Consider the following 16038-nt stretch of genomic DNA (forward strand, 5'->3'; position numbering starts at 1 on the left):
GATTGCATGAAAGAAATTTGAATGTAAGCGTGGTAGATTTCCTGAAAAACAATTTCTCTGCGTAAAATTCCTTCCTAAAGGGTAATGCATCTAATAGAACATTCTGCTCAGGCAGAAAAGATGGCAAAGTGGAGGATGAGAGAGATGCAAAAAATGAACAGAGGAATTTTAACAGCAGTTTCCTCAATTGCGATTGCTCAGGGTTTGAAGATCCTAACTCATAAGGTGTTAAAAGGAGAATGGGATGTGAAGCAAGTTGCGACAACGGGTGGAATGCCTAGTTCGCATTCAGCTGGTGTTGCAGCCCTTACTTCTTACATTGCTTCAAATAAAGGATCTCGTCATACAGAAACGGCTCTCGCTACTATTTTCGGTGTGATTGTTATGTACGATGCCCAGGGGGTTAGGCGTCATACAGGAGAAATTGCTGCTCTAGTAAACGATCTAGAGGATAATCTAGCGACGATCTCTGGAGATTACCCTAGCATGGAATTTGTGGAAAGGGAAAAAGAGTTGAAAGAGCTTCTTGGACACCAGCCTGTTGAGGTTCTAGGTGGAGCCATATTAGGGGCAGCTTTAGGCTTTCTTTCAGCTAAATATGAGAATAAGTAGTAGAGAGAGGAAATCATAGGCGCTTCGCCTATGATTTTTTTCGTACATTGGAAGATCGCGGAAATAATCGCAAAATCGCGGATATATTTCAGTTATCGGGGAAAAAATCGACTTTTCGCGGAATTAATAGCTTTCTAGAGGATTCATTGGATCACCAGCACATTACATAAACAGATTTCTTTCTTTTGGAGTATGATTTTGAAATAATAATGAATGCAAACAGGTTAGAGGAGGAAATAAAATTGACACATACAACGAAAACAACTGAAGCGTTATTTAGAACGTTCAATAGTGAAAAATTATCTTTAGAAAATCGCACAGTTATGGCGCCAATGACCCGAGGCTTTTCACCAGGAAATGTACCAGGTGAAGATGTAGCTGCTTATTATCGACGTAGAGCAGAAAATGGCGTGGGGCTAATAGTGACAGAAGGAACTGGGATTAACCATCCTTCATCGGTTTCAGGTGCGAGCATTCCTGTCTTTCATGGTGAAGAAGCACTAGCAGGCTGGGGAAATGTTGTGAAAGAAGTTCATGAAGCTGGCGGTAAAATTGCACCTCAGCTTTGGCATGTTGGGATGACTCGAAAAATGGGCGAACTGCCAAACGAAGAAGCACAACCAGTTGGTCCTTCAGGTCTAGCACTATCTGGTGAGAAGGTAAACGAGCCTTTGACAACAGAAGAAGTGGAACAGCTAGTTGAAGCCTATGCAGATGCAGCAGCAGATGCGAAGCGACTTGGTTTTGATGCGATTGAACTTCACGGAGCCCATGGTTATTTGATCGACCAATTTTTCTATGAGCAGACAAATAAACGGACTGACCGCTATGGCGGCGATCTTGTAGGTAGAACTCAATTTGCTGTAGAAATCATCGAAGCCTGCCGTCGTAAAGTGGGGCCAGACTTCCCGATTATTTTCCGTTTTTCTCAATGGAAAATGAACGATTTTAAAGCGAAGCTTGCGACTACATCTGAGGAATTAGAACAGTTCCTAACGCCGCTCGTTGAAGCTGGAGTAGATATCTTCCACTGCTCAACACGTCGTTTCTGGGAGCCTGAATTTGAAGGTTCCGAATTGAATCTAGCTGGTTGGACGAAGAAACTAACTGGTAAGCCGGTTATTTCAGTAGGCTCAGTCGGACTAGATGGAGAATTTACAAGCTTTGCTGGAGCAAATACGACAAGTCTTGATGGTTTGATTGAAAAGCTAGATAGTGAAGAGTTTGATCTTGTAGCAATTGGTCGCTCATTATTAATGGACCCTGAATGGGTAAGTAAAGTACGTGAGGGCCGCGCAGATGATTTATTACCATTTGATAAAGAAGCTCTCCAAAAATTATACTAAATAAGTGAAGTGTTCATAATTTGACTGCTTATAATAAAACCAAGTATTTCTCTAGAAAGAGGGATACTTGGTTTTTATTCATAATACATAAATAATGTTCTATTATTTTCCAAAAAATGCTAAGATAGGTGTAAAATCTATAAGTAAGAATGATTAAAAAATAACCATTATGGAAGTGACACGGCAGATGCAATCTTTATTAGCGAACTTTTCCATCTTATTATTTATGCACCTATGCATCCAAAGCGTATACTATCTCGCTTTTCAGAAGCGGTGGCCCAGTCAGGTTGTCGCTGTCGCCCACATATTCATTGTGGCAATCGGTATTATTTGCCTTTATATGTTGCCGGTATCGTTAGACGGGTATCTATATGATTTACGAACCATTCCAATGGTGATACTAGTTTTGTACCATGGGTATCAATATGGCATACCCGTGCTCATAATGATTACACTAGCTCGCTTCGCCTTTCCAGGTGACTTTATTTACTTGGAGATCTTTTTCACCTTATTAATCCCAACAGTAGTAACAATGCTAGTGCGACAGAAGCTTTTTCGAAACCTCACATATTTGAAGCTGTTTTTTTATTTTGTTGGCATCTGGTTTATTTCAGATGCGATCGTTGGCTATATCATTTCAGAATATATCACGCTCTATTCTTATTTAATGCGATTTATCTCCTTTCAGCTATCTGCCCTAATTATGTATTTCTTTATTCAAATGAGCACTAATAATCTTGAGATGAGCAAGCAGCTTCGCTTTTATGCTGAACACGACTCTCTGACCGGACTACTTAATCTGAGAAGTTTTCTAAAGAAAGCGAAAGCTCATGAGACTCATTTGATAAAAATGGTAGCCATGCTTGATCTAGATTTTTTTAAGCAAGTTAATGATAAATATGGTCATCTTAACGGGGATCGCGTTTTGGCTGATTTTGCCATGTTCCTTTCAGATCAAGGCGATAATTGGCTCGTTGCACGATACGGAGGAGAAGAGTTTATTGTGATGCTTGAAGCATCAACGAAAGATGAGGCATATCACCGAATGAAGGATTTGCAGCACAATTTAAGTAAGCAGCGATTTATGACCGAGATGGGAGACGAAATAAAGGATGTTTCTGTTTCAATCGGATTAGCTGAACTCGATCTTGAAAAACCATTAATGGCATCCGTTGAACAAGCAGACAAGTCTCTTTACAGAGCGAAGAAAAATGGTCGAAACGAAGTATGCTTTTAGCATTTTGCACATTCGTTGGTTTAAAAAGGTGAATTTGCGGAATATAACAAGTGTTAAGGTTTTTAAAGGAGGACGAATTGTCATGAAAGTACTCGTTATTGGAGCAAACGGACAAGTAGGAACACATTTAATTACAAAATTAGCAGAACGCGGTCACGAGCCAGTTGGTATGATTCGCGATACAGACCAAGTTAAGGCGATTGAAGATGCAGGAGGTAAAACGGTGCTTGGCGATCTTGAAAAAGATTTCTCACAAGCGCTGTACGGCTGTGAAGCGGTTATCTTCGCTGCAGGTTCAGGACCGCATACTGGCGCAGATAAAACCATTATGATTGACCAGGAAGGTGCGATTAAAGCAGTTGATGAAGCGAAGCAACAAGGAATTAAACGCTTTGTCATGCTAAGTACTGTTGGATCTGATTATCCTGAAAAAGGTCCAGATAATATGAAGCCATATTTACATGCGAAGAAACGTGCTGATGAGCACTTGAAAGCAACGAACTTAACTTATACTATTCTTCGTCCAGGTCGTCTATCAAATGAGCCTGGAACAGGACAAATCAGAGCAGCCGAAACGCTTGAAGATAAATCTGGAGAAATACCACGTGAAGATGTGGCTGCTGTACTTACTGAAGTCTTGGAGAACAAGCATACGTTTAACCGAACATTTGAAGTTTTAAATGGCGATCAATCGATAAGTGATGCCATCGGTCAATTGTAAGAGCAGTTATCTAGAGAGACTTAACTTATGTTAAGTCTCTCTTTTACGTTGGAGAAAGTTACTAATTGAATTTCTTAATGGGCTATAGTAAAAATTGAATAGTGACTATTTCCCCAAATTTAAAGGTGGGAATTGCGCTTCAAGCTTACAAATGATAATGTGGTAAAGGTCAGTGCATGAAAGCGTTAACACAAAGGAGTAGAGAGAGAATGAACATCTTAGATTGGCTAGAGAAAATTAATGGAGTTCTTTGGGGAGCACCAAGCCTAATTTTATTATTTGGGACAGGTGTCTTTCTCACATTTATTCTGAAAGGACTGCAGTTTCGAAAGCTGGGATATGCTTTCAAATTAGCATTCTCAAAAGAAAAAGAAGAGGATAGCAGTGCTGAAGGTGACGTTAGTAACTATAAAGCTCTGATGACAGCACTAGCTGCCACGATAGGAAATGGTAATATTGCAGGAGTTGCTACAGCGATTACAATTGGGGGTCCAGGTGCGATTTTCTGGATGTGGATTGTAGGTCTTGTTGGAATGGCAACGAAGTATGGAGAAGCTTTGCTTGCGATGAAATATCGTGTGAAAAATGATAACGGAGAGTATGCCGGAGGGCCGATGTATTATGTCGAAAAGGGACTAGGGTCAAAATGGAAGTGGCTCGCTATCTCGTTCGCTTTATTTGGAGCGATTGCCTCACTCGGAATCGGAAATAGCGTACAATCAAATACAATCGCAAGTGTTGTTGATGAAAGCTTCCAAATTGATGGGTGGGTAACTGGGATTATCCTTGCTGCACTTACTTCGCTCATCATCTTCGGTGGCGTAAAGCGAATTAGTTCTGTTGCAGGTTTCTTTGTTCCGATTATGGCGGTTCTCTACGTAGTTGGTGCACTCATTATTATCGTCATTAACATAGATGCTGTTATCCCAGCTATGAAGCTGATTTTTACATATGCCTTTTCACCTATATCGGCGGTAGGAGGATTTTCAGGTGTTATTGTAATGGAAGCTGTAAAATCAGGAGTTTCCAAAGGGATTTTCTCGAACGAAGCAGGACTCGGTACGGCTGCCCTTATTGCTGGTAATGCGAAAGCCGATCATCCAGTGAAACAGGCTCTCGTAGCTATGACTGGTACATTTATCGTAACGATCATTGTTTGTACAATGACAGCCCTTGTGCTCCTTATTACAGGATTTTGGGACCCAACAGGAGGAGACCTTTCGGGAATCGTGCATGATCCGAATTTAGAAGCAGGTGCTTTGACAACGGCTGCATTCGGTTCAAGTCTTGGTTTAATCGGGGAATATATTGTGACCTTCTCCGTTATTTTCTTTGGGTTCTCAACCATTATTGGTTGGTATGTATATGGTTATAAATGCTTTGAATACCTAGTAGGTACGAAAGTAACCATTTATTATGGGGCAGTATATGTTTTGGCATGCTTTGTTGGTACGGTTGCGAATCTAACTACTGTTTGGGCTTTTGCGGATATGGCAAATGCTCTGATGATGATTCCAAACTTAATTGCGTTATTATTACTTTATAAAGTCATTCGAAGCGAAACAGATGATTATTTTAATCGTTATCTTGTAGAAGCTCAAATGAAAAAAGCGAGTTAATCATTTGAGGTATAGAGACATTTTCTTCTTTTAATGAAAGAAAAGCGCAGCTGGAAAACATCCAGCCGCGCTTTTCTTATTTTTCAGGAGTCATTTTTTTAGATGGAGCTGATTCGTTTCCAAATATATTTACAGAAGTTACATAGTATGAGGAGGTTGAAGCATCGGGATCTGAGAAGCTCTTACGTTCAAGGTTAGAAATGCTCTCAATTTGCTTATAAACACCGTATGCGTCAGCTTTGTAAATGCGGTATCCTACAACATTTTCGTCGCGCACAGCATGCCATGATAAGAAGTTCCCACTAACGCTAAGGTTTGTTGGAGCATCTGGAACTTCGTTAGGATCTGCTTCTTCCTTCTCTTTACTCGGATCTTCCTTTAACTCTGTAGAAACAACAAGTCTCTCCTCATGTGTTCCTTTTGAGCGATTAAATGTTCCAACACATGTAATAAGATTCAACGTGCGTGAATCAGTTGGTCCGAATATTTTTTCGATAGGGGAATCGTTGTAAGGGTATCGTTCTTTACCAGTGACAACGAACGTCATTTTTTCTCCCTCTATATCAGTCAAAATGATTTCGTCACCTTTTGAAAGCTTTTCAAGATAAAAGAAAATGGCCGGTCCTGTTTTACTATCGACGTGCCCAGCTAAGACAGCATTTCCTTTTGTTCCTGGTTTAAAGCCAGGTTCAAACCAACCAACTTTGTTGATGTCTTCAGGAACACCCATTTGTCCATTTTCTAATATGCCGACATTTTCAACGGGAGCTTTAACATCAATTGCAGGAATTTCTACTTGTACAGGCTCCATTCCCTCTTGAACGTTTTGGGATTCTTTGGCTTCTTCGATTTTATTCTTCTGATCATCTAGAAGAAGAAATTCGTCTGATAGCACATCAGGTTTCTCTATCTCTTCTACCTCTAACTCAGCATTCGTTTGTTCTTGTTCAACGGCTGTATTCGTTACGGGTTCAGCATAGTTATTGTACCCTGCGAGAACGAGCCAAATAATCGCACCAACTACGAGCAATAAGACTTTTTTCACGTTCTTCACCTCTTTTACTTAACTTATATCTTAGCGTTTTTTATTGACTATACTCTTACATAGCTAACGAAATCAATGTTCATATGGATCATTTTTTTGTGAAATTGAAAATAAAAAGTGTTGACCATTCCAAAGTACCGGTGTACTATGTAACTAATACACCAACACATTGAGGGGGAACTTTATCATGAAGAATTGGAGTGGGTTACTACGAAAGGAATTTCGTCTCTCAAGAGCCCTTCTATTAGGCGTTACAGCGTTTGATTTACTAGTAATGATTGGATTTTTTCTTGCCTCTGCAAGATGGGAAGTCCCTTATTTAACAGCTATTATTGGAGGCGTACTAACGGCTATGCACGTCTTCTTTTTGCCACTATATTTATTAATTAGCCTGAACACTGAAGGGAGGAACCTACACCTCTGGCTACACAATCCACAATCAGGAGCTCGTTTACTCGGGGCTAAATTGCTAAATGGGTTATTAGCATTACTGCTTTCTATTGGTATTGTCAGTAGTTTATCTCTTCTAGCTTATAACCTCGAACCGAGCCTAATTCAACTTCCAATTGATAATGTGTGGCTGTTCGGATTTTATTTTCTCACCGTTATTATTACAGGATCGGTCTACATGGGGATTTGGCTAATCTTTTATTGGACATTGTATCAAGTACTGAAAACGTATATCGGCAAGTGGGCACTTCTTCTTATTCTCTTAATCGTTGGTTTTATCAGTTGGTTTGGTTCATGGTTGAGTGGGACTCGTCTTTATGAAGTGATGATTGATTGGGGGTATGTCGAGCTACCGTCACCGTTAAATATGGAGGTTAGTCAGCAGGCATTTGAATTAACCGTTTCAACATTTCCGTTTGCAATTGGGAATGTAATATTTGATCTCATTACTATCGTCCTTGTTTTCATAATGACATGCTGGCTACTTGATCGAAAAGTGGAGGTGTAAGGGATGGGAGAAGAATTTAATCCCTCAAAGCCGATTTACCTGCAGCTAGTGGACCGCATTAGCTGGGAGATTATTAAAGGGGAACGAAAAACTGGTGAAAAACTTCCTTCTGTAAGGGATATGGCCATTCAATCAGGAGTAAATCCAAATACAGTGTCGAGAACTTACAATGAACTGGAGAGGATGGAGATTGTGGAGACGAAACGAGGGCAAGGGACGTTTGTAACGGAGCAAAAAGAAAGACTGACCGAACTTCGAGAACAGCTCAAGATTAACCACATCCAGAATTTCATTGATGAAATGAAGCAAATGGGATTTTCCTCGGAAGATATGATTGAAGGTATTCGAACTTATGTTACGAACGAAAAGGAGAATCAATCATGATTACATTCGAAAACGTGTCTAAACGGTATCTTAGAAAACAAGCTTTATCGGATGTGAACGTGAGAATTCCTGAAGGGAAAATCATTGGCCTTGTTGGCTCCAATGGTAGTGGGAAATCTACTTTCATGAAGATAATCGCAGGTCTTGTAGTGCCTAGTGAAGGCAAAGTAATGTTTAATGAAGAACATGTTTCGAGGCGTTCGGCAAATAAAGTTGCTTATTTATCAGAGTTAGACGCTTACTATTCATTCTTCACAGTGAAAGAGACAATCCGCTTTTTTGCAAGTCAATTTAGCGATTTTAATCTTGAAAAGGCCCACGATATTGTTAAATTTATGGAAGTGGATCAGGATCAAAAGGTGAAGCATTTATCTAAAGGAAATCGTGGGAGATTGAAGATTGCTCTTACCCTTGCGAGAGATGTACCTATTATTCTGATGGATGAGCCGTTATCAGGTCTTGATCCGATGGTGCGAGATTCAATTGTGAAAAGTTTACTTTCTTTTATCGACTTAGAAAAACAAACGGTGATCATCACGACACATGAAGTAACGGAAATCGAACCATTACTTGAAACGGTTATTGCGATTCGAAATGGTAAGGTTCTCGCGCTCGAAGATGTTGAAACCATTCGCGAGCGAGATCGTATGAGAATAGTAGAGTGGTTGAAAAAGTTGTATCAAGAGGAGGGGTAAAATGGCTGTAAAACCAGTTGTTCAGATTCGAGATTTAACAAAAGTAATTGGAAAGAAAACAATCATTGATCAACTTTCATTTGATGTATACCCAGGCGAAGTGTTTGGTTTTCTGGGGCCGAATGGAGCAGGAAAAACAACAACAATTCGGATGATGGTTGGTCTAATGAGAATGACGGAAGGCGAAGTTCTCATTGATGGAAGCAGTATTAAAACAGATTACGAGAATGCGATTGTAAAAGTAGGAGCGATTGTTGAAAATCCTGAAATGTACAAATTTTTGACTGGGTACCAAAACCTTGTCCATTATGCTCGAATGGTCAAAGGTGTTTCAAAAGAACGCATTCAAGAAGTCATTCAATTGGTTGGACTCCAAGGTCGTATCAATGAAAAAGTGAAGGGATATTCACTTGGAATGCGACAGCGTCTTGGACTTGCCCAGGCACTGCTACACCGACCTAAGCTACTCATTCTAGACGAGCCAACAAACGGACTAGACCCCGCGGGTATTCGAGAAATCAGACAATATTTACGAACGCTTGCAAGAGAAGAAAATGTTGCTGTAGTTGTTTCTAGTCATTTATTATCCGAAATCGAACTCATGTGTGATCGAATTGGCATTATTCAGGCCGGAAAAATGGTCGATGTGCAGCGAGTGAATGACTTTGTTCAAAATGATCACGCCGTTATGGTTTCATTTGAAGTCGATCCAGTAGAACACGCGGTTCACGCTGTTAAAGCAAATTTCCCTGATTGTGAGATGGAAAAATCGGAGCGTAAGTTGACGATTAAAATAGAACACGAGCTTATTCCAGAGGTAACAGCTGTTCTCGTGGAAAAGGGCGTCCGCGTATACGGTATTCAATCCTCTGTGAAAACGTTAGAAGATGTGTTCCTGGAAGTAACTGGGGGTGAGCAAGTTGTCTAGTATGCTACATTTAATACAAAATGAAAACATGAAGATTTATAGAAGAGTTGGAACGTGGGTGATGATCGGACTTGTGGTGGCAGCCGTACTTGTAGCAGGCATTTTTACTAATATGAATGCGAGTGATGAGACTACGAACTGGCGCACTGATTCTGAAAATGCGATCCAACAGGCAGAACAAACGCTAAAAGATTCAGAGGGAATGCCCAAAGCCTTTAAAGACAGTCAGGAACGTTCTATTGCGATAAATGAATATCGGTTAGAGAATGATATTCCCCCTTTAGAAAGTGATTCAATATGGAGTTTTATGGATAGTTCAACTGGCATTGTGAGTTTAATTTCCATCTTTACGATTATTATCGGCGCAGGTGTTATAGCGAGTGAATATTCGTGGGGAACCATTAAGTTATTGTTGATCCGACCTGCTTCACGCACGAAAATTCTTGCTTCTAAATTTATTTCAACGCTATTATTTGCGCTATTTTCTCTCGTCATCTTATACATTTCTTCTTTTATTATCGGCGGGTTATTCCTTGGTTTTAGTGCAGTCGATCAACCATACCTAACTTATTCAGGTGGGGAAGTGGCCGAAACGAGTATGGCCATTCATTATATTGTTGAATATGCACTTGCCAGTGTGAATTTGCTTATGATGGTAACATTTGCTTTCATGCTATCGAGTATCTTTAGAAGTTCCTCTCTTGCGATTGGATTAGCTATATTCCTTATGTTTACAGGGAGCCAACTTACTTTTATTCTTAGTCAATACGATTGGGTGAAGTATATCCTCTTTGCCAATACGGACTTAAGTGTTTATTTCGATGGTTCACCTATAATTGAAAGTATGACGCTCGGTTTCTCGTTGACCATGCTTCTCGTCTACTTTGTTTTGTTCTTGTCATTGTCATGGCTACTATTCACGAAACGTGATGTAGCATCATAAGGAAAAGCCGATCAGGTATGCTGATCGGCTTTTTGATTCTTCTTTTTTCGCTTTCTATACAAGAAAAATAATCCTATAAGAACGAGCGGGACCAAAATAGGTGAGAGACCAATCAAGAGTACAGCCGCTGTGGAGAAAAAGGAAAGGAGCCCATTTACAGTTGTCATTAGCATTTTTTTTGCCTCTGTTAGCGTTTGAAATTCATTCTTATCAATAGAAGGAACAATGATTTTCTGCTGCTCGAGTGAAATCGTAACAGTCGAATATTCACTTTGGTTATTGAGGTAATTTATTTGACCTTTCAGCTGTTCGACCTCTTCCTGTACACGGGAAAGCTCATTAAATATAGCTAACAGATCTTCTGTTTTGGTTGCTTCGTTAAGAAATGATTCCAGTCTTTTTTGAACAGCTTCCTTTGCTTTCAGCCTTGAGGTAAGATCAACGTAGTTTTCGGTGACATCGGTTCCGGATATCGATTTTTGAGGAGCTCCTTTCCCAAGCCCTTCAACTTCATTGAGATAAGAGTCAAATTCAGATTGGGGTATGCGTACGGTCATTGATCCAAAGAGAGAATCTTCTTCTGAAGCAATACTTTCTTCGACAACATAACCTTTATAAGTTCTAGTTAGATCTTTGATTTTGGCAGTAGCCTTAGGTAAATCTTCAACTGTTAAGGAAAGGTTTGCATTGAAGATTACCTTGCGATCTTGCTGTAAGGCAGGCGTTTCTGATTTTTCTATAGAAGACGAATTTTTCTCTTTTTCTCTTTCATTTCCTCCCTGGTTTTCATCTGTGGATTGATCAGTTGAAGTAGCTATATCGCTACTTTCATTTGAAAAGCTTCCATTATTAGAACTACATCCTGCTAGTAAAAGAATTGATGTACAGGTAAGAAGGATCCATCTTCTCATAAGTTTGTCCCCGCTTCGTGATTATTTGTAAATCGATTAGAAGTTTCTTAAAGAATTAGACGGTGTAAGACCTGCGGAGGTTACAATTTCCATGATATGATAAAGGATAACTGAATAAAAAAGGGGTTGCCTTTTGTGCATTCAATTTTAGAAAATGCGAACATTATAGACATAGTCATTACAATTTCTGTAATAATAGGTCTATTCCTGATTCGATTTCTGATCAAATTATGGCTGACAAAACGAGACAAAGAGGAAAATTACCCAAACGGTATTCGACCAGCATTCCTATCATTTATTAATTGGACAACAGGGTATGCCATCCTGCTATTTGTTTTATTTTATTTTTCCGATAACAGTTGGATGTTTAGCCAATTATTTGCAATTGGTAGTGTCGAAATTTCGTTGTTTCTTATATTAATTGCACTATTTATCATTACTCTTGCAAATCGATTTTCAAAGATTGCAACTTCCTTTCTTATGCCTCCGCTTTATGATCGATACAGCTTGGATACAGGTTTGCAATTTACGTTCAATCGTGTTTTTCATTACACATTGATGGTGATAGCGGTCGTTATTAGTTTAACGACAGTTGGGATTGATCTAAGTGCTTTAACGGTCTTTGCAGGAGTACTTGGGGTCGGAATCGGTTTTGGAATGCAGAACATCGCAAATAACTTTATTTCTGGTTTAATTATTTTATTTGAAAGACCAATTAAAGTAGGTGATCGAGTGATCATAAACGATGTTATTGGAGACATTGAAAAAATTAACATGCGTGCCACGATTATTCGAACACTAGACAATGAACGGATTATTATGCCAAATTCGTATTTTATCGAAGAGCAGGTTGTGAACCACTCTTATGGAGACTCAAGATTGCGGCTCGTTTTACCAATAGGAGTGGCATACGGTTCAGATGTGGAGCTTGTGAGATCGCTATTGCTCCAAGTAGCTGTGGAAGAAAAAGAGAATTCAATGTATGTGCTTGAGACTCCTCCTTCTTTTGTGAATTTCCTTGGTTTTGGTGATTCATCACTTGATTTTCAATTATTCATTTGGATCTCGTCACCAAAAGCAGCGGTAGAAACGAAGAGTAATTTAAACTTCCGCATCAACCGGATTCTTGCAGATCACAACGTAGAGATACCGTTTCCACAGCGCGATTTGCATGTACGTAGTTTGGATGCTAAAGTGATCGACCAATTAAAAAAGAGATAAAGCAAACTCACATCATTTTCACATCATTCTTACAAATTTCTTCGTAAGTTGTTGTCCATAATAGGTATTGTAAGAACATACCTATGAAGGGAGATTGATGAAGATGAACAAATGGATGATTGGTGTTGCCTCTATGGTTTTAGCTGGGGGGATAGCTGGAGCAAATGTTAATGCAGCAGATGACGAGTCAACTGAAATAGAAGAGCAGACAGTAGGGCAAACCAATGAGATGGCAGGTCCTAGAGGACATCATGGAAAAAGAGGTCACTTCGAAGACCGCTCTCTAGATCGCGAACTGAAAATGGAAACTGCTGAGAAAAAAGATCAATTAATTAACCTCCTGCTTGATCAAGATGCTTCTAGTGTTGAAGGCGTCGATGAGCTTCAAAAAGAGCTAGCTGATCTAAATTCTCAGCTTGATGCGATGCATGAAGAAGTACAAGCTGCTCATGAAGAGAGAGAGTCTAAGAAGCAGGATCTTGAAGAAAGTGGAGAGCGTCCAGAGTTAACTGACGAAGAGAAAGCCGCAAGAGAAGAAATGCGTGAAGAGATGGAAGCCAAGCGAGAGCAGGCTCAAGAAATTGTGAAACAAAAAAATGATATACTTGATCAGCTGATTGAAAAACTTAGCTAGTCTTAGCGAGAGATAGGGGCCCCCCTATCTCTTTCGTATGTCTTGAAGACATGTGGCTGATTTACTGTCAGATAAGGCTAGGATAATATAAAGAGTATGAAAAGCATATTTCGTCTAAGATGTGAAAAGGGAACGGAGTTGAGAGAGATGCAGCACGTTTTTGTGATAGATGATGAACAAAATATACGTGATATTTTAGAGAAGTATTTAAAAAAAGAAGGGTTTATTGTCTCAACCTTTACAGATGGGGCAGAAGTGTTAAGTGCTCTAGAAACAATTGAACCCGATTTATTAGTATTAGATATTATGATGCCAAATGTTGATGGACTTGAACTCCTTCGACGGTTAAGAAAGTATTCTTACATTCCCGTTATCGTTGTTTCCGCAAGAGATGAAGAGCTTGATCGGATACTAGGCCTTGAACTTGGCGCTGATGATTACTTAACGAAACCTTTTAGCCCTAGAGAACTTGTTGTGCGTATTAAGAATCTATTCAAACGGATGAATCGTCTAGAGAAAAACCATTCTTCACAAGAAATTACTGTTCAGAACGTACGTTTAAATAAGAAAAAACGACTGTTATTAGTGAATGAGGAAGAAATGCCTTTAACGCCGAAAGAGTACGATGTGCTCGCCTATCTCCTCCAACATCCAGGACAACCGTTTACAAGAGAGAGATTAATTGAAGCCATTTGGGGTTATCAATATGTAGGTGATGGTAGGATTATTGATGACCTTGTGAAAAGGCTACGTAAAAAGATGTCAGATGCAAATGCGCAAGCGAAGATTGCAACAGTTTGGGGGTATGGCTATAAAATCGATGAAGAAGTTTAATATCGGTACCAAATTGTTTCTTAGTTATATCGTTCTTATTGTTGTTATTCTGCTTATTACTACTATTTCATTTCAATATTTATTTCAAGAATATCTTGTGCGCGAAACGAGAGAACAGCTGCAAAAAGAGGGATTGCAAATTAGTCAGATGCTCGAAGATCGACAGTGGAAGGGCGAAAATCCACCTAATGGGTTACTTGATCGCAGAAGAATTGAAATGGCAGGCAATTTAATCTCATCTCAATTTATAATTTATAATGCAAACGAGAAGGCAATTTATTCGAATGTCGATGAAGTGGTTCGAATTGATTATGAAGAAAACAAAGGAAAATTATATGTTACAGAGGAAGTGCCAATTAGTCTTTCACGAGAGCAAGTTGGCAGTATTGTGCTATTTACGAAGGTAGAAAGTCTTGAAGGTTTCAATCGGATTATTCAGCAATCACAGGCTGTTAGTCTTTTAGTATCTGCTGCTGTTGCCGTGCTCCTTGCTGCTATTATGCAGAAAGGAATAGCGGGGCCAATTCGATTACTTGCCAATCACATGAGGGAATTTACGATGCGCAATGAACAACCCCCGTTGACGCTTAAAACAAAGGATGAAATCAATGAACTTGCTAAGACATTTCAAGAACTAACGGAGCAACTTCGAAAAAATGATTTTGATCAGAAGGAATTCCTTCAAAATGCGTCTCATGAATTAAAAACACCTCTAATGGCCATTCAAGGGAATGCGGAAGGGATTCTAGATGAAGTAATCGTAGGAGAGGACGTCGAGTATAGTCTTGAAGTGATTGTGAAAGAAACGCAGCGTTTAAAAAAGATCGTGCAGGACATTTCTTATTTAACTAGGTTAGAAACAGTAGATGAATCTTTTACTTATGAAGTAGTCGATCTTCATCACGTGTTGATGGAAGTCATCACTGCGGTAAAACCACTTGCACATCAACGGCAAATAGAGGTAAGGTATGACACTGATCATACCATAGACCTTAAGATGGACAGTGATAAAATGAAGCAAGCTTTTATGAATATTTTCGGTAATGCCCTTCGATTCGCTTCATCCGTTATAGAAGTACATGTCCACCAAGATAATCGTCAAGTTTATATTGAGGTTGAAGATGATGGTAAAGGCTTTGGCGAGAATCCAGAGCGCGTATTTGAACGATTTTATACAGGTGACAAGTCAGGTTCTGGCATTGGTCTATCGATTACGAAAACAATAGTAGAAAAGCATAATGGTAACATTTACGCCGAAGACAATAAAAAGGGAGGAAGGATCGTGATCTCGATTCCTTTTCAATCGTAGTTAGAACTTTATGTTTTATGCTCACTTAACTTTTGTAGAATTTCTTTGCTTTCTTGTTCACTCAAAATACCGAATTTCTGACAGAGTTGTGTATAGCCAGCCAATTTCTTAAAATTAACCGAAGATGATCTTTTCATCATACTCACCTTTCTTTCCTTCAGGAAACTTTTTTAGGTATCAACAATATATGCATGAGCTGGTTGAAAGTGATAGGTGAGTGTCTTTAGAGTTGAAATAAATCTAAGTCAATGTAACAATAAAGCTTGTGCTAAATTAAAGCATCATGTAAGATGGAGTTATCAATATTTAGTGATATATAAATGTTTGGAATACTATATATGGGTAAAATGTACGTAATTTAATAATTGAGTATACGGTGTCGTAGAACGACTTAATAGGGAATCCGGTCGAATCCGGAGCTGTCCCCGCAACTGTCGTGTGGACGAGGCAAGAAACCACTGGAGTTAATTCCGGGAAGGCTTGCCAAGGAAGAAGCACAAGCCAGTAGACCTGCCGTATAGTCAAAAACGTTTCTATTCTTCGGGGGTTGAGGGTGAGAAATGGCAGGGTAAATGTACGAGTACGTTCATTTATACGTTGTCGTTTTCTCCAGGCTCACTCTTCCGAGAGTGAGCTTTTTA

The 16038-nt window shown here is 39.4% G+C and carries 16 protein-coding genes and 1 riboswitch; of the genes, 14 read left to right on the plus strand and 2 right to left on the minus strand.

Going from position 1 to position 16038, the window contains the following annotated elements:
• Positions 1-144 precede the first annotated feature (144 nt).
• The 5 genes from IQ283_RS04035 to IQ283_RS04055 all read left to right on the plus strand — a co-directional run bounded on the left by IQ283_RS04035 (position 145) and on the right by IQ283_RS04055 (position 5535).
• Positions 145-612: a divergent PAP2 family protein gene (locus IQ283_RS04035; RefSeq protein ID WP_194218855.1), complete on the plus strand. Its 468-nt coding sequence runs from the start codon at positions 145-147 to the stop codon at positions 610-612.
• Between the two features lie 242 nt (positions 613-854).
• Positions 855-1958, plus strand: coding sequence for an NADH:flavin oxidoreductase (locus tag IQ283_RS04040; protein WP_242057234.1), 1104 nt, complete (start codon positions 855-857; stop codon positions 1956-1958).
• Positions 1959-2145: 187 nt separating this feature from the next.
• Positions 2146-3195 (plus strand): GGDEF domain-containing protein, encoded by a 1050-nt coding sequence (locus tag IQ283_RS04045; RefSeq protein ID WP_194218857.1) that lies wholly within the window; start codon positions 2146-2148, stop codon positions 3193-3195.
• Positions 3196-3277: 82 nt separating this feature from the next.
• On the plus strand, positions 3278-3916 hold the full coding sequence (locus IQ283_RS04050) for an SDR family oxidoreductase (protein ID WP_194218858.1): 639 nt from the start codon (positions 3278-3280) through the stop codon (positions 3914-3916).
• Positions 3917-4125: 209 nt separating this feature from the next.
• Complete coding sequence (locus IQ283_RS04055) at positions 4126-5535, plus strand: alanine/glycine:cation symporter family protein (RefSeq protein ID WP_194218859.1); 1410 nt, start codon at positions 4126-4128, stop codon at positions 5533-5535.
• 76 nt (positions 5536-5611) lie between these two features.
• On the opposite strand, the gene IQ283_RS04060 is transcribed toward IQ283_RS04055, so the two are convergent.
• Entirely contained in the window at positions 5612-6580 is a 969-nt protein-coding gene (locus tag IQ283_RS04060; protein ID WP_194218860.1) for a class F sortase, read from the minus strand.
• A 187-nt stretch (positions 6581-6767) separates the two neighbouring features.
• Between IQ283_RS04060 and IQ283_RS04065 the strand changes: the two genes are divergently transcribed.
• From IQ283_RS04065 to IQ283_RS04085, 5 genes are read left to right on the plus strand one after another with little or no spacing between them, the layout of a single operon-like run.
• Positions 6768-7538, plus strand: a complete 771-nt coding sequence (locus IQ283_RS04065) for a hypothetical protein (RefSeq protein ID WP_194218861.1) — start codon at positions 6768-6770, stop codon at positions 7536-7538.
• A gap of 3 nt (positions 7539-7541) precedes the next feature.
• On the plus strand, positions 7542-7922 hold the full coding sequence (locus IQ283_RS04070; RefSeq protein ID WP_194218862.1) for a GntR family transcriptional regulator: 381 nt from the start codon (positions 7542-7544) through the stop codon (positions 7920-7922).
• Complete coding sequence (locus tag IQ283_RS04075; RefSeq protein ID WP_194218863.1) at positions 7919-8617, plus strand: ATP-binding cassette domain-containing protein; 699 nt, start codon at positions 7919-7921, stop codon at positions 8615-8617. Before IQ283_RS04070 ends, IQ283_RS04075 begins: the two co-directional genes overlap by 4 nt.
• 1 nt (position 8618) lies before the next feature.
• Entirely contained in the window at positions 8619-9545 is a 927-nt protein-coding gene (locus tag IQ283_RS04080) for an ABC transporter ATP-binding protein (protein WP_194218864.1), read from the plus strand.
• A 1-nt stretch (position 9546) separates the two neighbouring features.
• Positions 9547-10488: an ABC transporter permease gene (locus IQ283_RS04085; protein WP_242057283.1), complete on the plus strand. Its 942-nt coding sequence runs from the start codon at positions 9547-9549 to the stop codon at positions 10486-10488.
• A gap of 11 nt (positions 10489-10499) precedes the next feature.
• Here IQ283_RS04085 and IQ283_RS04090 read toward each other — a convergent pair whose 3' ends face one another.
• Positions 10500-11399: a DUF4349 domain-containing protein gene (locus tag IQ283_RS04090; protein ID WP_194218866.1), complete on the minus strand. Its 900-nt coding sequence runs from the start codon at positions 11397-11399 to the stop codon at positions 10500-10502.
• Between the two features lie 135 nt (positions 11400-11534).
• Here IQ283_RS04090 and IQ283_RS04095 point away from each other — a divergent pair, with 135 nt between their 5' ends.
• The 4 genes from IQ283_RS04095 to IQ283_RS04110 all read left to right on the plus strand — a co-directional run bounded on the left by IQ283_RS04095 (position 11535) and on the right by IQ283_RS04110 (position 15397).
• The gene (locus tag IQ283_RS04095) at positions 11535-12620 is read left to right on the plus strand and encodes a mechanosensitive ion channel family protein (protein ID WP_242057235.1); all 1086 of its coding nucleotides are present in this window, start codon (positions 11535-11537) and stop codon (positions 12618-12620) included.
• Positions 12621-12723: 103 nt separating this feature from the next.
• The gene (locus IQ283_RS04100; RefSeq protein ID WP_194218868.1) at positions 12724-13254 is read left to right on the plus strand and encodes a hypothetical protein; all 531 of its coding nucleotides are present in this window, start codon (positions 12724-12726) and stop codon (positions 13252-13254) included.
• 147 nt (positions 13255-13401) lie between these two features.
• A complete protein-coding gene (locus IQ283_RS04105; RefSeq protein WP_194218869.1) occupies positions 13402-14088 on the plus strand; it encodes a response regulator transcription factor in 687 nt (228 codons plus the stop codon).
• Entirely contained in the window at positions 14060-15397 is a 1338-nt protein-coding gene (locus IQ283_RS04110) for a sensor histidine kinase (RefSeq protein WP_206759428.1), read from the plus strand. The genes IQ283_RS04105 and IQ283_RS04110 overlap by 29 nt, the downstream gene beginning before the upstream one ends.
• Before the next feature lie 357 nt (positions 15398-15754).
• Positions 15755-15929, plus strand: a riboswitch (cobalamin riboswitch).
• Positions 15930-16038: the final 109 nt, after the last annotated feature.

This window comes from Pseudalkalibacillus hwajinpoensis (assembly GCF_015234585.1).
Lineage (GTDB): Bacteria > Bacillota > Bacilli > Bacillales > Guptibacillaceae > Guptibacillus > Guptibacillus hwajinpoensis_B.